The sequence below is a fragment of the Billgrantia kenyensis genome, assembly GCF_013697085.1.
In the GTDB taxonomy this organism is placed as follows: Bacteria; Pseudomonadota; Gammaproteobacteria; order Pseudomonadales; family Halomonadaceae; genus Halomonas; species Halomonas kenyensis.
In genome coordinates this window covers 65,136-85,894 of the sequence record NZ_JACEFT010000017.1, presented here as the reverse complement: position 1 = coordinate 85,894, position 20,759 = coordinate 65,136, and the positions used below count along the sequence as shown (strand labels likewise).

The following is a 20,759-nucleotide window of genomic DNA, read 5'->3' as shown; positions in this document are numbered from 1 at the left end:
GTAGAACGACCCCGTTCGATTGAACGGGGTCGTCAGGTTTCTGATGAATTAGGCTGAGCCATACAACTACAACCCTGGATAAGAAAAAGGAAGCGTCAGCGGCGGGGAGCGTCCAATGCGAATCGCAGGAACACGAGTTGCGTCGGCCTTGAAATGGTCCGGCGCACTGAGCCTGGCCCTGTTGGCAGGTGCGGCCAGCTTGTCTCAGTCAGCCAATGCCTACCCACGCATGGTCTTTTCCCAGCCGCCGAACGATACGCTCGAGCATGCCCAGCGCTTTCGCGGCGCTGCCCGGCTGGTGGGCGAGCTGGCCGAAGGCGACGTCGACAAGTACCTGTGGGCAGTGGATGATGCCGAGGCGGATCAACTGTGGCGTATGCGGCTGCAGATGCAGGGCGAGGCGCCGCTGACGGCCACGCTTGCGCTGCCTCCCGCCGCAGCGGCCGATGAGCCGGCAGCAGGCGTGGCGGCCTTCGGTGAGGCGCAGGAGAGCACACCGGAGGCCGAGGCGTCGGCAGAGCCGCAGGCGCTGGTCGTTCTGGAGTCCCCTCCCCAGCGCCCGGTGCAGGGCCGGGAACCGCTGCTGGTTTCCCATGGTGACTACCTGATTACCCTGTCCGGGCTCTCCGGCGAGTACCAGCTGACACTGGAGCCCGTCGGCGAGGTGGCCCTGCATGGTCGTGCCGACAGCGAGACATCGCCTGATGCGCTGATGGCGGCACCGGGGCGCGACTGGGTCTTCCAGCTCGACACCGATCACTGGTCGCTGCCGCTGGAGCTCGACGAGGCTGACGAGTGGCTGTGGCGCCTGGCGGCCTGGGGCGAGCTCGACACGGAACTTGCCATTCGCCTGGTCGATGCCGAGGGAGCTGCGCTAGCCGAAGAGGCAAGCGGCCTTGCCCTGGCCCAACGCTGGGATGCCCAGGCGCTGCCCGAGGGCAGCCAGGTGGAGATTCGCCATCCCGAAGGCCAGGCCATCGGCCGGGTCATGCTGCGTTTAGAGCAAGCGGGACCCATGCCCGACCCGGAACCGGAAGTGGTGGCTGGCTCCCTGGCCGAGGCCCACCCCCTGGTGCCGGAAGAGGCCTTCGAGGCCGAGCTGCTGCCCGGCGAGCGCATGTATTTCCGTATTCCACTGCCGGCCGAGCGGCTCATCGACCGGGCCTGGACGCTCCAGGCCGAAGGGCTTGGCGGGGAGACGCTGGAGGCCTGCCTGGGCGATCTGATCACCGAGCAGGAGGCCTGTCGGGAAGGCGAGGGCGAGGTACGCTTCGTGCGCCTGCAGCCACCTCCCGGCGACTACTATCTGGCGGTCTCGCTGGCCGACCGACGCCCCGACCCCGATACCCTGCGGGTGAACCTGGCACCGGACGCGCCGCCGGCCGACGGCGAGGTAGTGGAGCCGGTGGATCATCGCGACTGGGCCATGCCTCTGGGCGATGGCATACCCCTGACCGGCAGCATGCTTGGCGAGCGCCGCGCCTACTTCCAGCTCCATGTCGCCGATTCCAGCGACAGCTGGCGCATCCAGGCCGTCGGCGAGGGCATCGACGAGCTCAGGGTCTATCGTGCCAGCGAGGGCGGACGCCACTACCTGGCCGGTGGGGTGACCGCGGGACTCGGCGAGCTCGAGGGTGTCGGGGTCGACAACCTGCAGCTGGCTGCCGGGCAGTACATTGTCCAGATCGATGGGGAAGACACCGACTACCGGCTGGTGGCCGAGACCCACGACACTGATCGACGGGGCTGGGAGCGCGAGCCCAACCACGAACCCGGACTCGCCAACGAGCTCCAGGCCGGTGAATCCCTGCGCGGCAATCTGCATCACCCCTCACGGGTAGACTGGTATCGCTTCTACCTGCCCGGGGAGAACGGCGTGCGCATCGAGATCACGCCGCCCGACGAGGGCAGCATCCGCCCGACCCTCTACTGGGGCGAGGACCAGATTGCCCGGGCCGGCAGTCTCGACAGGGACGACGAAGCGCTGGTACTCACCGGCCGGCTGCCGGCCGGTGAGTACTACCTGGCCATGAACGACCGCAGCCCTGCCGGAACCTATGCAGTGAGCTATGACCTGGTCTCACCATGGGGCGAGGTGCCGGGCCATGCCATGAGCGTGACCCAGGCCCATGCGGCCCCCTTCCCCAGCGATGGAATGCTGAGCCTGGCTCATAGCGAGCTGGGGCAGGATTACCAGTGGTTTCGCCTGCCCGAGGGAGAGGCGCCGCGGTCGGTCACCGTGACGCGCCTGGGCGCCAACCGGCTGGCGCGGGCGCCTTTCGAGATCGTCGATGAGAACGGTGATGCCCTGGAGCGCGAGGCGGTGGAGAGCGAGCGTCGCCGGTCGGAAGTGGAGCGCGTCGAGGTACCGGCCGGGGGGCCCTGGTACCTGCGCACCACTTCCGGGCGGCTCGGCGACATCGAGTTGGAGGTGGACGACATCCTGCTCGCCGAGCGCCACGCCCGGGAGCAGGCCTGGCAGACGGACGTCGAGGCGACCTTGGAGGCATCGGAGCAGACCGTTGCCGCCTGGAATGGCCGCTCGCAGGCGGTCGACACCCGGCTCACCCTCGAGAATGGCGGTGCACAGGCCCATGAGATTCCCCTGGCGGCCCACGCCAGCCATGCCGGCTGGCGCGTCGAGGGGCTCGAGGAGACCCTGTCCCTCGCTCCCGGCGAGCAGCGTGAGCTGACCCTGACCTGGTCCCTGCCGCCGGGGCTTGCCGACGACCAACCGGTGGCGCTGTTCGTGCGCGTCGGTGCCGAGGTCGCCGAGGCTCGGCTGAGCCCCGAGGAAACGAGCGGAGGCGGCACGGCGGTGGATGACGCCGCAAGAGAGGCGCTGCTGGGCCGGGCCGATCTGGCCTGGGCCGGGCTGGGGGCACGCTTCGTCGACCCGGACAGCGGCGAGCCCCTGGAGCAGGAGTACCAGCGCCTGGTGGACGGTCTCGGGTATCTGATCGACGGCCTGAGTTCGGCCGGCAGCTACTTGATGTTCCAGGGCGAGCCGGGCGAGGCGCTGCCGCCGCTGCAGCTGGCCGGCGAGGGCGGCGAGATTCACGCCCTGGTGATCAACCAACGCTCGGGCCACGCTCCGGTGGAGCGCTGGCGCGAGGTCGAGATCAGCGTGGGCGATTCACCGGATGCCCTGGAGACTCTGACCGTGCTGCCGCTGGAGGCCACCGACGGGGAGCAGATCTTCCCGCTGGAAACACCGGTAGAAGCACGCTATATGGGCGTTCGCCCGCTGCGTTTCTGGGGGCAGCTGTCGCGCCGGTCGGATAGCGGCATCGGCCAGCTGCGTGTTCTCGGCGAACCCTCGGCGGCGCTGGCCGAAGCGCATCCCGATCTACTGGCGGGCAGCCGCGGGGGTCACTGGATCTACAGCGAGCCGGAGCATCGCAAGCTGCATGAGTTCACCCTGGCGGCCCGATCGCAGCACCTTCCCAGAGAGCGCCGGATGCGCCGCGGCATCCGTCACGACGGCAGCCCGGCCAGCCTGGTATTCGGCTTCCACCAGCAGCGGGCAGCCCGGCTCGAGCGGCTGGCCTGGCAGGACGATGACGACTGGGAGGGCCTGACGGTCGACAGGGTGCGAGTCTACACCGCTACCGAGAGCCCGGTGGGCCCCTGGGAGCGACAGGCCGACTGGCGTCTGGAGCGCGACGACGACCTGCGCGCCGAGCTGACCCTCGATGCGCCAGTGTGGGCGCGCTACCTGCGCCTGGAGATTCTCGAGCCCGATGTCGAGGATGAGCGCAGCCCGCGCTGGCGGCGCCCGGTCCGGCTCTCGGCCTTCGAGGCAGAGCCCCTGGGCCGCGGCGAGTCGATCCTCGGCTACTGGGGCCAGGATGAGCAGACCGGCCCCTTCGAGCATGCGCTGGCCGAGCCGGACCTGCCCGCCGAGGTAGAGGATGCCACCAGCAGCCCGGACGACCCATGGGTGCTCGAGGCGCGCATCAGCGCGCGCGTGCATGAGCCAAACGACACCCGCAGCTATCGCCTGCAGGTCGCCGAGGGGGAGAACACCCTGGCCGTGCGACTGCGTGAGGGCCTTTACGGCCGACTCGAGAGCCGTCTCGAAGGACCCGACGGGGAGCCGGTGGCGCTGGACTGGACTCGCCATGCCGGCGGCTGGCGCGAGGGGGTGGCCATCGACATCGCCCCCGGCGACTATCGCCTCGACGTCACCGAGCCCAAGCGTGCCATCGCCTTCCTGTGGGATGCCAGCGGCAGCCTCAACCACCACCAGCCGTCGATCCTGCGTGCGGTCAGCCGCTTCGCCGACGGCCTGGACCCCGAGCAGGAGGTGGCCAACCTGATGCCCCTGGGCGGGCCCATGCTGATGCACGACTGGACGGATGACCCCGTCAGGCTGCGCCGTACCCTGGCTGGCTACGAAGGCGGCTTTCGCAGCTCCAACTCCGAGCCCGCCCTGCAGCTGGCATCGCGAGCCCTGGAGCGGCTTGAGCTGGAGCCGATCATCGTGCTGATCACCGATGCCGAGCTGATGTCCCGCGAGATGTCCGTGTGGAGGGACCTGGCCCGGGTGCAGCCGCGCATTCTGGCGCTGGAGATCTCCCATAACCAGGAGCGGCCGAGCGACGAGACCCGCTGGTACCAGAACCTGATGAAGAGCTGGGCCAACGTCGGCGGCGGCCGCTATACCTACGCCACCGACCGCGATGATCTGATTCGCGCCTTCGAGACCGGCATGCGCGAGCTGCGCCAGGGTACCACCTTCTTCATCGAGGCCGAGTCGCGCTACCAGTCGCCCCCCGAGCCCGGCAGCCTGCAGGTGGTCAGCGCCGACCCGGAGCAGCCGGCGGTGGCCGGCGGCGTGGTCCACCTGATCTTCGATGCCTCCGGCTCCATGCTGCGCCAGATGGAGGGCGGCCGGCGCATCGAGGTGGCCCGGCGCATCGTCCAGCAGACCCTCGACGAGCGCATCCCCGAGGACGTGCCGGTGGCCCTGCGCGCCTACGGCCACACCGAGCCCCACAGCTGCGAGACCGAGCTGCTGGTCTCGCCCCGCGCCGGCAATCACGACGAGGTGCGTGAGGTGGTCGCGGGCATTCAGGCGATCAACCTGGCGCGTACGCCGCTGGCGGCCTCCATCGAGGCGGTGCGCGACGACCTGGCCGGCTTCGAGGATCAGCCGCGGCTGGTGGTGATGCTCACCGACGGCGAGGAGACCTGCGACGGCGACGTGGCCGCGGCGGTGGACGAGCTGATCGAGGAGGGGCTGGACGTGCGCCTCAACATCGTCGGCTTCCATATCGACGAGATCGGCCTGCAGGCCGAGTTCGAGCGCTTCGCGGCCCAGGGCGGCGGCGAATACTTCGACAGCCAGGACGGCGAGCAGCTGGTCGCGGGCCTGTCCCAGGCGCTGGCCGCGACCTGGCGGGTGCTCGACAGTGAAGGCGATGTCGTCGCCCAGGGGCGGGTGGGTGACGAGCCCGTCGAGCTCGAGGTCGGCGACTACGAGCTGGTGGTGGAGACTCAGGACGGTGAACAACGCAGAGGCTTCAACCTCGGGGCCAATCAGGACAAGACACTGGAGGTGGGCCGTGAAGATTAAGCTGGGCCTGTTGAGCATCACTTTATTGCTGGCGTCGTCGGTATCGGCCGGCATGATGTGCCCCGGCTCCCCCGGCATGAGCGAGGCCCATCAGCGCTATTTCGAACAGCGTGTCCTGAACCTCGACCGCGCGGCGCGCGATGCCTACGCCGAGTTGCCCTGGGAGGCGCTGCGGGTGACTGCCGCCCAGCAGGCGCAGGGCAGCGAACCCGATGCGCTGTTTGCCTGGGTGCGTGACGAGACCCGCTGGCTGCCCTATGCCGGCGAGCTGCGCGGGGCCGAGGGCGTCATGCAGGATCGCATGGGCTCCAGCCTGGACCGGGCACTGCTGCTGGCGGCGCTGATGGAGGAGGCCGGTCATACCGTGCGCCTGGCCCGGACCACGTTGACCGAGGATGGCCTCGAACGCCTCCAGTCGGCCTGGGCCGATATGCCGGTGGCCAGGCGGCCGGATGGCCCCAGCGAGATGGACCTCTCGGACGCCGCTATCGAGGCACTGGCCGAGCGTCTCGAAAGCGATCCCGATGACATGGCCGAGGCGCTGCTGGCGCAGCGAGAGGCGGCCGAGGCGCGACAGTCGCGGCTGCTGGATGAGAGCCAGCACCAAGCGCAGGCCTTGCTGGCCATGCTGGATGACACCCTGCAGGCTGCCGGTCGCCAAGACATGGAGCCCGCCTTGACCGATCACTGGTGGGTTCAGTTGCGCACCGCCGACGGCTGGTCGGACTTCGATCCGGCGCTGCCCGATCACGCCGCGCGTGAGCGCCTGGTCGCCGATGGCGAGGCCGAGCCGGTTTACCCGGAGGAGATTCCGGACGACGCTCGCCACTGGCTGACCGTTGAGGTGGTCGCCGAGCAGCTCCAGGACGGTCGTCTGAACGAGGCGGTGGCCTTGTCTCACCGCATTCCGGCTGCCGAACTGCTGGGCCAGCAGATGCATCTGGAGCTCTATCCCGTTGAGCTGCCATCGCCTCAAGAACTGCTCGACGGCAGCCTCGAGATCGACACGCTGCCGCAAGCGATGTTTGGCCAACAGCAGTGGGTACCCTATCTGCGCATGGGAGACAGCCTGGAGCGTCACAAGCTGATCAATGCCGATGGCAGTGTCGAAGTGCCGGGCCAGGAAACGGCCACGGGTGCCGCTTTTCGCGAAGCCACCGGTGCCCTTGAGGGCATCGGGCGTGGGGCGCGTGAGCGGGAGGCGGCGGCTCCCGCCGAACTCACTGCGGTGGTGGTGCGCTTCCATGTCGAGGCTCCCGGGCGAGAGAAAGAGTCCATTGAGCGGCCGCTGATGGACCTGCTGGGTCCCGGAAGACGAACTGGCGACGTCGCGGCCTTTGAGGTCGATGAAGAGCTGCGCCAGCAGCGAGCCGTCGAACTGCTCAGCACCTTGGGTGTATTGGGCCAGGTTGCCTGGGTGCCACCCGCACAGCTGGCCGCATGGCATTACGAAGGGTTGATGGAGAACCGGCAGACCGCTATGGCTGGGGCCTATCTCGCCGCGCATGGCGACGACAGTTTTGTCGGCAAGGCGCTGGAGTCGCGTAGCACGCGGCGCCATGCCCTGGATCAACTGGCAGCGATGCGCTTGGCCTACAGCCCTTACCCGGAGCGTGTCGCGCTGACCCGCCTCAACCTGCTGGGCTATGTCGAGCTGATGGAGTTCAGGGCGGGAGAGTACCGGCGACGTGAAGGGTTCGACATCCTCGACAACCGTATCGCCGTGCCCTCGGGCGAGGCGGTGGCCGAGACCCGATTGGCCCAGGGGGCGCTGGACACGCTGCTGGAGGCCGAGCTCGCGGTGGAACCGACCGTGGCCTTGGGCAACACCGCCCGGGCCTTCCTGCATGGCCTGGCGGCGGAGCGTGACTGGCAGGTTATCCGACGTCAGGGGGAGCTCGAGGCGCTGGGCTGGCAGCCGAATGCCGACCTTCAGGCACATTTCAAGGCCCTGCTGGAGCAGGAGCACGCTCTCGCCATGCCGGCAGTCCTGGACGCCGGTGAAGAGCCCGTCTGGTGGCAACTTGATCCGGCAACGGGCGATCTGCTGGGCTACGGGCCGGACCGCCGCGGCCAGTACGTCGAAGCCATCCTGGTATTGATCAGCGCCGGCGATAGCGCCATGGGCGCGGTGGGCATGGTGCAGAGCATCTGGGACTGCCTGTTCACCTCGAGCGACCCACTGTGCTGTACCCAGGATGCCGCGGCCCAGGAAATGATCGGCCGTGCCGTCAGCTACGGCCTTGGCGGACTCGCTGAGGCCCACGACATCAACATCATCATCGGCCGGGACCTGATTTCCGGCGGCACCTTCGACCGTCTCAACTCCGCGGGTATCAGCAAGGCGGCCGGGGATGTCGCCGGAGCCGGAGCCGAGTTCATCGTAGACTCGTGGGGGAGGTGCCAATGAGCGTCGGACCGAATCGTGTTCTCGCTGCCTGGCTGACGCTGCTGATCGGCTTCTCCGCTCTCGCCGGCGCGGATACGCATCCGTCTCAGGCGCCGTGTCAGCAGGCCGTGGCCGAAGGGCTGCCGACATCGGGATGCAATCGTGCCCTTACCCTGCATGTCACCTCGATTGATTTCGCTGAAGAGTTGAACGGTCGGACACCGCCACCGGGCCGACGCTGGCTGACGCTGGGAGTTCGCTTCGAGAATTGGATGCCCAGCGACCTGGTATTCGGCCTCGGCTACCAGGAAGCCTTGCTCGTGGCTTCCATAGAGCGGCAGCTCTACCTGCGGGTGGATGATCGCCTGGTGGTGCGCCCGACCCTGGTGAAGGACACGGGCCTTGAAGGGCAGTTCGTGCTATCGCGTGCCGGTGCCCAGCGCCATGGCGAGATTGCCTTTGTGGTGCCAGAGAAGTCGCTGTCACAGCTTTCGCTGCATTACTACCACGACCAGTATGGCCCCCTGGCAGTGCCGCTATTGGGCGAGATCACGCAACCCCAGGCCCTGCGCCAGGCGGCACGGAGTGTCGACGGCCATGACCTGCTCGCCCTGGGGGTGCACGAGGTGGGCCTTCACCAAGAGTGGCTGGGCCGACGAGCAGCCGAAGGCATGCAGTGGCTGGTGGTGGACCTGCGTGGCCAAGGGGAGTGGCATACCCCCGTGGACGCCCGGGCGCTGGATGTCGCGGCAGAGCTGGATGAAAAGGGCTCGCTGCGGCGGGTCATGGAATATATCGAAGCCCCCGGCCTGCTGCAGGTGGTCGTGGATGGCCGACATGCGTATGTACGTGACTCGCGGCTGAGCAGTCTCGAAGACGATCCGGCGCTGCTGCCGGATGCCTGGACAGGGGGACGTGCCGTGTTCGCGATACCCGAGGATGCCGGGCAGATCGATCTGGTGGCCTACATGCCTCAGTTTCGTGCTACCGAGATTTCCACCGAGATCCGCCCGGCGCTGCGCTTTTCGCTGCAGGAGGGTAAGTCGATCCCTGTCGATGACGAGCCGGTGGCCGTGATCGAAGACGACCCGATCCGCGTCACGTTTCATTCGCTGGAGCCCGTCGATGCCTTCGCTGCTCATGCCGAGGAGCAAGGACAGCTGGTACTGATCGAGGCCTCTATGAGCAACCTCAGCGGGGTGGGCGGCATGATGGCCGTTGCCGACCGGTTCCGGCTGCAGGAGCCGGGAGGCGAGCTGGTTGGCGTTTTCCAGCGAGGCCCCGCCCCTCTGGAGGAGCCTTTCTGGCTGCCCGCCGACGACGAACCGCGCCACTTCACGCTGCTCTATCGCCTCCAGGCGCCGTCTGATGAGCTGGAAATCGAGTACGGCGGTGTGTCGGCTACCGAGTCACTTGCGCTTCGAGTCCCACATTGAGCCGATACGTCTGTCGCTCGCCCAAAGTGGAGGACCCCATGCAAATCGATAACTTACGCCAACCCGGCATCAAGGAACGCGTCGTTCAGCTCGGCTACCTGCTCAAGCACACGTTCAGCATCGTAGGCCGCGACCCGGGAATTCTTCGGCCTTGGGTGCGGATGTCCGTCTACGGGGTGGTGATGGTCAGTCTGTTTTTTACCAGTGTCCTCGCCCTGTGGGTGAACAATGGCGATATCGGCACCCCGGCGCTGCTGCTGGCCCTGGGGATGTTCATCTACAAGCACTTCTACTATGTGCGCCAGGAGCTCCGCCAGAGCTGGCTGGTCAGCGAGGCTTTGCAAGGTCATCGGCGCACGGCATCGGAAGCCAAGGCCAGGGTCAGGCAGTTCAAGGGGGCCAGCCGACTCATCGCGCTGTTCGAGATGGTGTTCAACGGGGCCTTGAGCTGGGCGCTGCGTATCGGTCGCGTTGGCGTGCTGATGGCAATACTGCTGAAAGGGCTTCGAGAGGTGTGGGACCTGGTCAACCACTATCTGCTGCCCTCGGTGGTCATCGACGGCTACGGCATTCGCGAGAGCGTGTCGCGCATGAAGCGGCTCAAGGAGAGCGTGCCGGAAACCCTGGCCGGTGTGTTCGGGATCGACGTGGCGGCCCGGGCCGTAGGCACGATCATGTTTCCGATCTATCTCCTGATGGTGCTCGTGGGGCTGGCCATCGGCACCTGGATGGGCAGCCCGCAGTCTGCCTATTACCTGGGCGACCCACTCGCAGGCTCGGCGCTGGCCGGTGCCGGGCCGCTGCCGGAGACTCTGCCCATCTCTGTCCTGCCCATTCTGATCGCCTTGTGGATGGGCAAGCTGATAAGCGTAGTGTTGGAGCGCGTTACCACCTCGGTCAAGGTGATCTATTTCTCGATCTTCTACATGCGTATTACCCACGCCGAAGACATCGTCCCGGAGATCCGTGACGAACTGGAGGCCTATCTGCGCATGGAGGCCGAAAACGTGGAGCCGGTAGCCGCCCCAGGCTCTCCTCAGAGCTGATGTTGGGATCAGGAGGGCTTACCGCCCCAAAGGGAGGGAAGGATGTCACAACGAATGCTGTCAGGAACATGCCGTCGAACCTGGGGCCTGAGCCTGGGTCTCGGCCTGCTGGCGGGCTGTGCGCTTGGCTCCGCCGAGGGTGGCGTTGCGCCGGATTGGACCGGTGCCGAGCTGCTGCATGAATTCGAGATCGAGAGTGAGCACCCGAGGCAGCGGGTGGAGCAACTGGCCCTCTCTCCGGATGGAGCCCAGGTCGCGCTGGCCATGGAAGGCAGGCTCGAGCTGCGCGAGGTGGCGACCGGTGAGCTCATCCACCGGCTTGACGGCCATCGCTCCCCTGAGATCGATGCCGCACTGCCTGTCACCGGGTTGGCCTTCAGTCCAGATGGCGCGAGCCTGGTCAGCGCCAGCTGGAATCCGGGGGTTGCGGCCGATGCGTCGCTCAAGCACTGGGGTGCGGCCACGGGGAATCTGCTCAAGGCCCTGGCCGGAGACAAGGGCTGTCGCGAAGTTGCCTTCGCTGCCGATGGGGCCAGCGTGTGGGCTGCCTGCGGCAGGGACGCGCAGCGCTATGAGCTGGAGACGGGGCTTGTGGCTGAGCGAGCAGAGGGTATTCCGGTTTCCGTCAAGCCGTTGGACGCCGCGGCGGCGGCTGATGCCTTGCCGTTGCCGCGGCAGGGCCCTGCCGATGCGCTTGCCTTGAGTGCGGATGGCATGCGTCTGGCCTGGGCGGGCAAGCCACCGACCTATCCCTACCCGGTAGTCCGGGTATGGCATGCCGGTGAGGAGGGCGTTGTCGAGGCTTCCCAGGACGCCTACCACGCTCTGGAGCTTCCCGAGGTCAGCGCCACCCGCGACCCCGTGTCGCAAGCCCGTGAGCTCTTTGGGCTCCAGGAGCTCAACCCCGTGACGTCGGAAACGGTGAGTCACTGGCTGCGCGACGACGGGGATCTCCAGGTCACGCTCAGGCTGGACGATCTCAAGGACGATGCCGTGCGCGCCCTGCGCTATCGATTGCGCTTCGCTCCCGCCGAAGACGGCCAGTGGGCACTCGTTCAGGCAGGGCGAAAGCAACAGTGCCGGCGTGGACCCACGGGGCCGGACGAATGGACCACGCAGCTGTGTCACTGACGATGAAGTGTCATATCGATCGCCGCAGTCGATGCGATTGCCCCTGCAAACGAACGGGGCCTCGTCATCGCGGCGACGCTAGTCTGGGGAGGTCTATCGCAAGGGCCGAGGCCTGATAGCAAACGCAATGCAATTCTCTGCAGGGGGCAACCATGTGGGACTTCAAGGTCGGCCAGGCATTGGGCCTGATGCTGAAGACAATGCCTTTCATCCTGTTTCGCCTTGCCGTCTATTTCGGCGTGGCCCTGGCCTACGTGCTGATGACCGGGGTCGGCGCCGGCGTGGGCTGGGGTATCGGAGGCTTCGGCGACGCTGGATTCCGAGCCGCGTCCACTTTCTGGGGCGGGGTCGTCGGCTTCGGTATCGTTGGCGCCATCATGTACGTGCTGCGAGAGTACCTGCTCTACATGGTCAAGGCGGGCCACATTGCCGTGCTGGTGGAGCTGCTCGACGGCAAGCCCCTGCCCGAAGGGCGCGGCCAGATCAGTCATGCCTCTGTCGTGGTCAAGGAGCGCTTCGGCCAGGCCAGCCTGCTGTTCGGCGTCGACCAGCTGATCAAGGGCGTGCTACGCGCCATCACCGGCCTGGTGCGAGGCGTCTTTCGCCTGCTGCCGATTCCCGGAGCCCAGCAGTTCCTGCGTCTCATCCAGCTGTTCCTGCGAATCGCGGTGGGCTTCATCGATGAGGTCATCCTGGCCTACTGCATCCGCACCCGTTCCGACAATGCCTGGGCCTCCTCTCGGGACGCGCTGGTGCTCTATGGACAGAATGCCAAGCCGATGTTCAAGAACGCAGCCTGGCTGGCCTTGATCGTCTATGGCCTGTCGTTCGTGATCTTTCTCATCATGCTGGCACCCGCGGCGCTGGTGGCTTACCTGATCCCCGGCGGCTGGTCGGCGACCGGCGTGATCGTGGCGCTGCTGTTCGCCTGGAGCGTCAAGGTGGCGGTACTGGAGCCCTTTGCCGTCACCTGCATGATGCAGGCCTATTTCAAGACCATCGAAGGCCAGCAGCCAGATCCTGAGTGGGACGCCAAGCTGGAACGACTGTCGGGCAAGTTCCGCCAACTCAAGGGGCATGCCGGCGGGTCGCAGACTCCTGCCCCGACCGAGGGTGCCGCTGCCACGCCAGAGCGTTCCTCCGGAACTTGAGACGACAACCATTTGCAACGACATGAGGCGGCACACCATGAGCAAGGGGTACAGGGGCTATGCAATGGCCGGGGCGGCACTCGCCGTGGCGGGCCTGATGGCGGGATGCGGTGAAGGCAACGGTTCGGCGTCGGCCCAGGCCGAGGAGCGCTCGGTAGCGGCGGGGGAGCTAGAGTCTCTTCTTGCCCAGGCCGAGAGCGGTGAATCGATCCTGACGATAGAGGGGGCGGTCACCTCGGCAGGGGAGTACACCACGGCGGAAGACCCCCGCTACAGTGGCGTGACGCACGATGTCTTCCGCCCGGCCCGTGGGGGAGGGGCGTCGCGTCGCGGCAGCAATGCCGAAGGGCCCTATTCCCTGACCGTCTACACCGATGCCTTTCATGAGGACGAACCGGACAACAGGGTGCGGGCTTGGGTCACGCTGGTGCTCCCGGAAGGTGCCGAGGCAGGCCGCTATTACGAGGTCAATGGCTTCTCCGATGCCGACGACGATCAGGTCCAGGCACACCTCAGGGGGGACGGCATGGCCTGGACGTTCAGTCGCCAGGTCGAGGGAGGGCTTGAGCTGGTTGAGCTGGGCGAGACGATCAGCGCCGCCTGGCGTCTGGAGGCCGCCGACGGGCGTGGTGAGGAGGCTCGTCGGGTCATGGCCGAAGGTGCCATCCATGACCTGCCCCTGACTCGGCAGGCCGAGGCCGAATACGAGCTGCAAGTCGATGGCGAAAGTGAGCATGTGCTTAGCCGAATCACGGTGCATGCCCAGAACAACCGCGATACGGCCATCATTGGCAATGGCATTTATCTTGAAATACCCAGCGGTATCGGGGTGGGCACTCACCCGATTCAGCGGCAGCGGGGCGATGGGATTGTCGGTGCCCAGCTCTCACAGCATCAGGTGGAAACGCTCGAGGGTGAACTCGTATTGACCGAGAGTGAGGAGTACTACGACGCCACGATCACTCTCAACGCCGAAGGTGAAGACAACATCCAACTGAGCGGGGAGCTTCGCCGACTCGCCTTGGGTCAGTGAACGCCAAGTATCACAGGAGACATGACATGCTTTTCTTGCAACGTCCGGCCAAACTCACGCTATTGTGCACGATGCTGAGCCTGCCGCTGGCAAGCGCCGCCGCCCTGGCCGACGAGGTCGTCGAACAGATCGAGCTGGGCCTCGAGCTCTATCAGGAGGGGGACTACGGCGCGGCGCTGACCGAGCTCGAGTTCGCTGTCAACGACATTCGCAAGCTGATGTCGGGGCGTCTTGGCGGGACCTTTCCCGATGCGCCGTCCGGCTGGAGCGCAGGCGAGGTGGAGTCCGCCGGCGGCGGTGGCGCGGCGGCTCTGATGGGGGGTGGCGGCGCCATGCTGCAGCGAAACTACCGGGAAGAGGACGGCGAAGGCCGCCTGGAAGCCTCGTTGATGGTCGACAACCCCATGGTCCAGGGTATGGCCGCGCTGTTCAGCAATCCGGCCATGGTGGCGTCCCAGCCCAACATGGAGCGGGTGCGCATGGGGCGTGAGTCCGCCCTGGTCAAGTGGGAGGCCGAGCGTGGCCGGGTGGAGGCCACCCTGATGCTCGATAGCCGTATTCTCATGCAGGTGAAGGGCCAGGGCCTCGATTCACCCGATGTGGCGGTCGATCTGCTCAAGGCGTGGGATCTGGGCGAAGTGCGAGCACAGGCGGCGCGCTGAATCGCTTGCGCCGGGGGCAGCGCCCCCGGCGCTCTGCTAGCGTTGATCGCCTGCTGCGTTGTGCCGACTATGCTGGTGTAATCTATTGCTTCGCTTCACTTCCTCGCTTTCCCTTCCGGCTGGCGACCCCGCGCGCCGAATGACGAGCCCTGCGCCAGGTCTGGCGTGCGACTCATCCTGCCTGATTGCCGTGCGTCCTAATAGCGTTTAATCCTTTCCGCTGCCTCATCGAACCCTTGGCAGGCCCTGCGTTCTCATGGTTATCCTTCCCTTGCGTTGATTTTTTGCCGCCCACTGCGCCCCGAAGTGACTAGGCTGATGAGTAACCCGCGGCGGCCACCCGGTTCGGTGGTCAGGGGGCAAGGCAAACAGGAGGCTTCGATGAGCATCTTCGACCATGTGCAGAACCGCTTCTCCCGTGTCCAGCAGGAGGAAATGAGCCTGCAGGAATACCTGGAGCTGTGTCGCGAGGACCCCATGGCCTACGCCAGCGCCGCCGAGCGGATGCTGAAGGCCATCGGCGAACCCGAGGTAATCGACACCGCCAAGGATCCGCGTCTCTCCCGAATCTTTTCCAACAAGGTGATTCGTCGCTACCCAGCCTTTTCCGAGTTCTACGGCATGGAGGAGTCGATCGAGCAGATCGTGGCCTACTTCCGTCATGCCGCCCAGGGGCTCGAGGAGCGCAAGCAGATTCTCTACCTGCTCGGCCCGGTGGGTGGCGGCAAGTCGTCGCTGGCCGAACGACTCAAGCTGTTGATGGAGCGTATCCCGTTCTATGCCATCAAGGGGTCGCCGGTCTATGAGTCGCCGCTGGGACTGTTCTCCCCCGAGGAGGACGGCGAGCTGCTCGAGAAGGAGTACGGCATTCCGCGCCGTTATGTGAAGAGCGTGATGTCGCCCTGGGCATCCAAACGGCTGAAGGAGTTCGGCGGCGATATTTCCCAGTTCAAGGTGGTGCGCCTCTACCCTTCGCGACTCAATCAGATCGCCATATCCAAGACCGAGCCGGGCGACGAGAACAACCAGGACATCTCCTCGCTGGTGGGCAAGGTCGACATTCGCCAGCTCGAGCTCTACTCCCAGGACGACCCGGACGCCTACAGCTTCTCCGGCGGGCTGTGCAAGTCCAATCAGGGCCTGATGGAGTTCATCGAGATGTTCAAGGCCCCGATCAAGGTGCTCCACCCCCTGCTGACGGCGACCCAGGAGGGCAACTACAACCCCACCGAGGGCATGGGAGCCATTCCCTTCGACGGCATCGTGCTGGCCCACTCCAACGAGAGCGAGTGGCAGGCCTTCCGCAACAACCGTAACAACGAGGCCTTCCTCGACCGCGTCTACATCGTCAAGGTGCCCTACTGCCTGCGTGTGACCGAGGAAATCAACATCTACAAGAAACTGCTCGAGCACTCCTCGCTGGCGGAAGCTCCCTGTGCCCCGGATACCCTGCGCATGCTGGCGCAGTTCTCGGTGCTCTCGCGGCTCAAGGAGCCGGAGAACTCCAGCATCTACTCCAAGATGCGGGTCTACGACGGCGAGAACCTCAAGGACACCGACCCCAAGGCCAAGTCGATTCAGGAGTACCGCGACGCAGCGGGGGTCGACGAGGGCATGGACGGGCTCTCCACCCGCTTCGCCTTCAAGATCCTGTCGAAGGTGTTCAACTTCGACAATCACGAGATCGCCGCCAACCCGGTGCACCTGCTCTACGTACTGGAGCAGCGCCTCGAGCAGGAGCATCTGCCCAAGGAAACCTTCGAGCGCTACCTGCGCTTCATCAAGGAGTTCCTGGCCCCGCGCTACGTCGACTTCATCGGCAAGGAGATCCAGACGGCGTATCTCGAGTCCTATTCCGAGTACGGCCAGAACATCTTCGACCGCTACGTCACCTACGCCGACTTCTGGATTCAGGACCAGGAGTACCGCGACCCCGAGACCGGCGAGCTCTTCGATCGCCAGTCGCTCAACGAGGAGCTGGAGAAGATCGAGAAGCCAGCCGGCATCTCCAACCCCAAGGATTTCCGTCACGAGGTGGTCAACTTCGTGCTGCGGGCACGTGCCCAGAACAACGGCATGAACCCCAGCTGGCAGTCCTACGAGAAGCTGCGCGGGGTGATCGAGCACAAGATGTTCGCCAACACCGAGGAGCTGCTGCCGGTGATCTCGTTCAACGCCAAGGCATCCACCGCGGACCAGAAGAAGCACGAGGATTTCGTGGCCCGCATGAAGGACCGTGGCTATACCGAGAAGCAGGTCAGGCTGCTGTCGGAGTGGTATCTGCGGGTGCGTAAATCGCAATAAGCGGCGCGAGCCAGGAGGTCTGCATGACCTATTTCATCGATCGACGCCCCAATGCCAAGAACAAGAGCGCGGTGAACCGCCAGCGCTTCCTCGATCGCTACCGCACGCATATCAAGCGTTCGGTGGAGGAGGCGGTCAATCGCCGCTCGATCACCGACATGGAGCGGGGCGAGAAGGTTTCGATCCCTACGCGCGACATCTCTGAGCCGGTATTCCAGCACGGGACGGGCGGCAGACGTACCATCGTCAGCCCCGGCAACAAGGAGTTCATCGAGGGCGACCGGCTTCGTCGCCCCGGCGGTGGCGGCGGTGGAGGCGGAGCCGGGGAGGGCAGTGCCTCCAACCAGGGCGAGGGCATGGATGAGTTTGCCTTCTCCCTGAGCCGGGAGGAGTTCCTCGATTTCGTCTTCGACGGCCTCGAGCTGCCGCACCTCGAGCGCAAGGCGCTCAAGGATCTCGATGAGGTGAAGCCGGTGCGTGCCGGGGTGACCCGCGACGGCGTGCCGTCTCGCATCAACATCGTGCGCTCCATGCGCGAGGCCTATGCCAGGCGTATCGCCATGCGCGCGCCGATCCGGCGAGCGCTGCGTGAAGCACAGGAAGCGCTGGATGAGGAGGAAAGCAAGGATCCGGTGCTGCGCAATCCGTCGCGCATCGCCGAGCTCAAGGCGGAGATCGAGCGGCTCGAGAAGCGCCTCGAGGCGGTGCCCTATATCGATACCTACGATCTGCGCTACAACAACCTGATCAACCAGCCGCAGCCTTCGAGCAAGGCGGTGATGTTCTGCGTCATGGATGTCTCGGGCTCCATGACACAGGCCCACAAGGACATTGCCAAGCGCTTCTTCCTGCTGCTTTATCTGTTCCTCGAGCGCAACTACGAGAAAGTCGAGCTTGTCTTCGTGCGCCACCATACTGCGGCCAAGGAGGTCGATGAGGAGGAGTTTTTCTACTCGCGGGAGACCGGTGGCACCATCGTCTCCAGTGCCCTGAGCCTGGTCGACGAGATCATCACTCGGCGCTACTCGCCATCGCAGTGGAATCTGTATGTCGCCCAGGCCTCCGACGGCGACAACTGGGACGACGACTCGGTGAATTGCCGTGAGCTGTTGATGAAGAAGCTGATGCCGCGTCTACAATATTTCACCTATGTCGAGATCACGCCCCATGCGCACCAGGCGCTGTGGGAGGAGTACGAGACCGTGGCTGACGAGTATTCCGACCGCTTCGCCATGCGCCAGATCGTCGAGGCAGGCGACATCTACCCGGTGTTCCGCGAGCTGTTCAAACGTCGCGCCGCCCATTGACGTGGACGAGGAGGCCTCATGACCCGACGCAAGCCCATCGCCACCGGTTCCGACTGGAACTTCGACATCCTCGAGTCGTACGAGCAAGAGCTGGCCAGGCTGGCCGATGAGTACCGGCTGGACACCTATCCCAATCAGATCGAGATCATCACCACCGAGCAGATGATGGATGCCTACGCCAGCGTGGGTATGCCGGTAGGCTATCACCACTGGTCGTTCGGCAAGCAGTTCCTGGCGGTGGAGCAGGCCTATCGGCGCGGGCAGATGGGGCTGGCCTACGAGCTGGTGATCAATTCCGACCCCTGCATCGCCTACCTGATGGAGGAAAACACGCTGATGATGCAGGTGCTGGTCATGGCCCACGCCTGCTACGGCCACAACTCCTTCTTCAAGGGCAACTACCTGTTCCGTACCTGGACGGATGCCAGCTCGATCGTCGACTACCTGGTCTTCGCCCGCAAGTACGTGGCCGAGTGCGAGGAGCGCCATGGGGTTACCGCCGTCGAGCAATTGCTCGACGCCTGCCACGCCCTGCAGAACTACGGCGTGGATCGCTACAAGCGCCCCTCGCCGATCTCCGCCGAGGAAGAGGTGCGGCGCCAGGCGGAGCGCGAGGAGTACCTCCAGGCGCAGGTCAACACCCTGTGGCGGACCATCCCGGGCCCGCGCTCGTCGGATGCCCTGCTCGGCAGCCTCGACAGCGAGGAGGATCCGCTGGGGCTGCACGAAGGCGGCCGCTATCCCCCCGAACCCCAGGAGAACCTGCTCTACTTCATCGAGAAGAACGCGCCACTCTTGGCACCATGGCAGCGGGAGATCGTGCGCATCGTGCGCAAGCTGGCGCAGTACTTCTATCCCCAGCGACAGACCCAGGTGATGAACGAAGGGTGGGCGTCTTTCTGGCACTACACCCTGATGAATCGCCTATACGACGAGGGGCTGGTCGACGAGGGGCTGATGCTGGAGTTCCTGCAGTCGCATACCGCCGTGGTCAGCCAGCCCGGGTTCGACAGCCCCTTCTACAGCGGCATCAATCCCTATGCGCTGGGCTTCGCCATGTTCAGCGATATCAAGCGCATGTGCGAAAGCCCGACCGATGAGGACCGGGAGTGGTTCCCCGATACCGCCGGCGGCGACTGGCTGGAGGTAGTCCAATTTGCCATGCGCAACTTCAAGGACGAGTCGTTCATCCAGCAGTTCCTCTCGCCCAAGGTAATGAGAGACCTCAAGCTGTTCAGCATCGTGGATGACGATCAGGAAGAGATGCTGGAAGTCGCGGCCATCCACGACGAGCGTGGCTACCGTCGGATTCGCGAAGCGCTGGCCGCCCAGTATGCCTTGTCGCTGCGTGAGCCGAACATCCAGGTCTACGAAGCCGACATTCGCGGTAACCGCTCATTGACGCTGCATCACGTGCAGGATCGTCGTCGCCCTCTGGGACGTAGCGTCTATCCGGTGATTCGCCATCTTCACCAGCTATGGGGGTTCCCCGTGAGACTGGAGTCGATAGCCCAGGATGGCAGCGTCACCAGGCGCTATCAGTGGCCGCTTCCCGATGAGGAAGTCAAAGAGTAGGGCCGGAATGGCTTGCGCCGGTCAACGCTGAGAGATGAGGCTGCGGCCTTCTCTCGCCGGCTGGTCTAGCCATGCAGGCATGGTCGAGTCGCCTCAATCTGCGCTGATCCAGGACTGGCACCAGCCGCCCGGCTCGACGCTGTTCTGGGGGAAAAGCTGGCAGCCTTCACTGCGACTCTCGAAGAACATGCAGTTGCTGCAGGTTTCGCCTGGCTCATACGCGGGGTGGTCGCTGGCCTGTTCGGCCACTTCGACATAGTTCAATGCCTGGGCCTGCTCGATGCTGGGGTTCAGCCTCGGCAGGGTCTGGGCGAATGCCTGGCGCGACAATATGCCGACACCCAGAGGCAGTGCCGCCATCCCCAGCAGGCCATTGCGTAGGAAGGCACGCCGGCTCTGTCGGGCCTTGGGTTGGTTCATCTTGGCCATCAACGGGTCTCCTGGGTCGACACGGCGACCGACTTGGCTATCTGACTGATTCGAGCGCGGATGGTTCGCATGTGTTAAGCAGAGGAAACACCGTTTCACGCGCTTTGGCAATTGCGGTTCGTTTCGCCGTGTTGCGGCAGGTAGCGCGGGGGGTTCGGTGAGCAAGGGGCGGGTCGCAGTAGTGCCGTGACGTGTTGCTGTCAATGACGCCGGCGAGCCTGGCACCGCTGTCTTACATTCGCTAGGGTAGGGGAACGCTGCTGCTGCAAGGATGCTGTTATGCCGTGGATAAAGATTCTGCACATTGCGTCGCTGCTGTGCTGGTGTGCAGCGCTGCTTTATCTTCCCGCCATGCTCTGGGTGAGTGCCAGGGTGCGGGAGACTACCTCGTTCGAGATGCCTGCCCCGGAATTACTGCGCTTCGTCTTCACTCATATCGCCACGCCCTTCGCCCTGCTGGCCATCATGAGCGGCACCTTGCTGTTCATCGTGGCGCAGCTGATCGGCGGTTGGCTGGTGCTCAAGCTTGCAGCAGTGAGCGGCATGGTGCTGTGCCATGTACTGTGTGGGGCCATGATCGTTCGCCTGGAGCGCGACAAGCGCCGTTTCCTGGTCCCGGCAAGCGCTCTGACCGCGGCTCTGGCGGCTACGCTGATGCTGGCTGTCCTGGTGCTTGTGCTCAGCAAGCCATTCGATTGAGGCATGACAAGGAGAG

Annotated in this window: 13 protein-coding genes; 12 read left to right on the top strand and 1 reads right to left on the bottom strand. The window is 65.3% G+C overall.

Annotation, left to right across the window (positions count from 1 at the left end; translation table 11 throughout):
• Positions 1-115 precede the first annotated feature (115 nt).
• From H1D44_RS13635 to H1D44_RS13585, 11 genes are all read left to right on the top strand, one after another.
• Positions 116-5,581, top strand: coding sequence for a vWA domain-containing protein (locus H1D44_RS13635; RefSeq protein WP_181515405.1), 5,466 nt, complete (start codon positions 116-118; stop codon positions 5,579-5,581).
• Positions 5,571-7,991, top strand: a complete 2,421-nt coding sequence (locus H1D44_RS13630; protein WP_181515404.1) for a hypothetical protein — start codon at positions 5,571-5,573, stop codon at positions 7,989-7,991. The genes H1D44_RS13635 and H1D44_RS13630 overlap by 11 nt, the downstream gene beginning before the upstream one ends.
• On the top strand, positions 7,988-9,406 hold the full coding sequence (locus H1D44_RS13625) for a hypothetical protein (RefSeq protein ID WP_181515403.1): 1,419 nt from the start codon (positions 7,988-7,990) through the stop codon (positions 9,404-9,406). Before H1D44_RS13630 ends, H1D44_RS13625 begins: the two co-directional genes overlap by 4 nt.
• 38 nt (positions 9,407-9,444) lie before the next feature.
• A complete protein-coding gene (locus tag H1D44_RS13620; RefSeq protein ID WP_181515402.1) occupies positions 9,445-10,452 on the top strand; it encodes a hypothetical protein in 1,008 nt (335 codons plus the stop codon).
• 42 nt (positions 10,453-10,494) lie between these two features.
• Positions 10,495-11,583: a WD40 repeat domain-containing protein gene (locus H1D44_RS13615; protein ID WP_181515401.1), complete on the top strand. Its 1,089-nt coding sequence runs from the start codon at positions 10,495-10,497 to the stop codon at positions 11,581-11,583.
• 152 nt (positions 11,584-11,735) lie between these two features.
• Entirely contained in the window at positions 11,736-12,734 is a 999-nt protein-coding gene (locus tag H1D44_RS13610) for a hypothetical protein (RefSeq protein WP_181515400.1), read from the top strand.
• Between the two features lie 37 nt (positions 12,735-12,771).
• A complete protein-coding gene (locus tag H1D44_RS13605) occupies positions 12,772-13,767 on the top strand; it encodes a hypothetical protein (protein ID WP_181515399.1) in 996 nt (331 codons plus the stop codon).
• Between the two features lie 26 nt (positions 13,768-13,793).
• Positions 13,794-14,429 carry a hypothetical protein gene (locus tag H1D44_RS13600; RefSeq protein ID WP_238984457.1) on the top strand — a complete coding sequence of 212 codons (636 nt, stop codon included), beginning with the start codon at positions 13,794-13,796 and terminating at the stop codon, positions 14,427-14,429.
• Between the two features lie 381 nt (positions 14,430-14,810).
• Positions 14,811-16,733: a PrkA family serine protein kinase gene (locus H1D44_RS13595; protein ID WP_181515398.1), complete on the top strand. Its 1,923-nt coding sequence runs from the start codon at positions 14,811-14,813 to the stop codon at positions 16,731-16,733.
• 23 nt (positions 16,734-16,756) lie between these two features.
• On the top strand, positions 16,757-18,040 hold the full coding sequence (locus tag H1D44_RS13590; protein ID WP_181515397.1) for a YeaH/YhbH family protein: 1,284 nt from the start codon (positions 16,757-16,759) through the stop codon (positions 18,038-18,040).
• Positions 18,041-18,058: 18 nt separating this feature from the next.
• On the top strand, positions 18,059-19,615 hold the full coding sequence (locus H1D44_RS13585) for a SpoVR family protein (protein WP_181515396.1): 1,557 nt from the start codon (positions 18,059-18,061) through the stop codon (positions 19,613-19,615).
• 93 nt (positions 19,616-19,708) lie between these two features.
• Here the strand turns inward: H1D44_RS13585 and H1D44_RS13580 are convergent, their stop codons facing one another.
• Complete coding sequence (locus H1D44_RS13580; RefSeq protein ID WP_238984456.1) at positions 19,709-20,044, bottom strand: high-potential iron-sulfur protein; 336 nt, start codon at positions 20,042-20,044, stop codon at positions 19,709-19,711.
• Positions 20,045-20,323: 279 nt separating this feature from the next.
• Here H1D44_RS13580 and H1D44_RS13575 point away from each other — a divergent pair, with 279 nt between their 5' ends.
• Entirely contained in the window at positions 20,324-20,743 is a 420-nt protein-coding gene (locus H1D44_RS13575) for a CopD family protein (protein ID WP_181515395.1), read from the top strand.
• Positions 20,744-20,759: the final 16 nt, after the last annotated feature.

Coding starts and splice junctions, on each gene's coding strand:
- H1D44_RS13635 (WP_181515405.1), top strand. CDS start 116: ATGCGAATCGCAGGAACACGAGTTGCGTCGGCCTTGAAATGGTCCGGC.
- H1D44_RS13625 (WP_181515403.1), top strand. CDS start 7,988: ATGAGCGTCGGACCGAATCGTGTTCTCGCTGCCTGGCTGACGCTGCTG.
- H1D44_RS13620 (WP_181515402.1), top strand. CDS start 9,445: ATGCAAATCGATAACTTACGCCAACCCGGCATCAAGGAACGCGTCGTT.
- H1D44_RS13615 (WP_181515401.1), top strand. CDS start 10,495: ATGTCACAACGAATGCTGTCAGGAACATGCCGTCGAACCTGGGGCCTG.
- H1D44_RS13610 (WP_181515400.1), top strand. CDS start 11,736: ATGTGGGACTTCAAGGTCGGCCAGGCATTGGGCCTGATGCTGAAGACA.
- H1D44_RS13605 (WP_181515399.1), top strand. CDS start 12,772: ATGAGCAAGGGGTACAGGGGCTATGCAATGGCCGGGGCGGCACTCGCC.
- H1D44_RS13600 (WP_238984457.1), top strand. CDS start 13,794: ATGCTTTTCTTGCAACGTCCGGCCAAACTCACGCTATTGTGCACGATG.
- H1D44_RS13595 (WP_181515398.1), top strand. CDS start 14,811: ATGAGCATCTTCGACCATGTGCAGAACCGCTTCTCCCGTGTCCAGCAG.
- H1D44_RS13590 (WP_181515397.1), top strand. CDS start 16,757: ATGACCTATTTCATCGATCGACGCCCCAATGCCAAGAACAAGAGCGCG.
- H1D44_RS13585 (WP_181515396.1), top strand. CDS start 18,059: ATGACCCGACGCAAGCCCATCGCCACCGGTTCCGACTGGAACTTCGAC.
- H1D44_RS13580 (WP_238984456.1), bottom strand. CDS start 20,044: ATGGCCAAGATGAACCAACCCAAGGCCCGACAGAGCCGGCGTGCCTTC.
- H1D44_RS13575 (WP_181515395.1), top strand. CDS start 20,324: ATGCCGTGGATAAAGATTCTGCACATTGCGTCGCTGCTGTGCTGGTGT.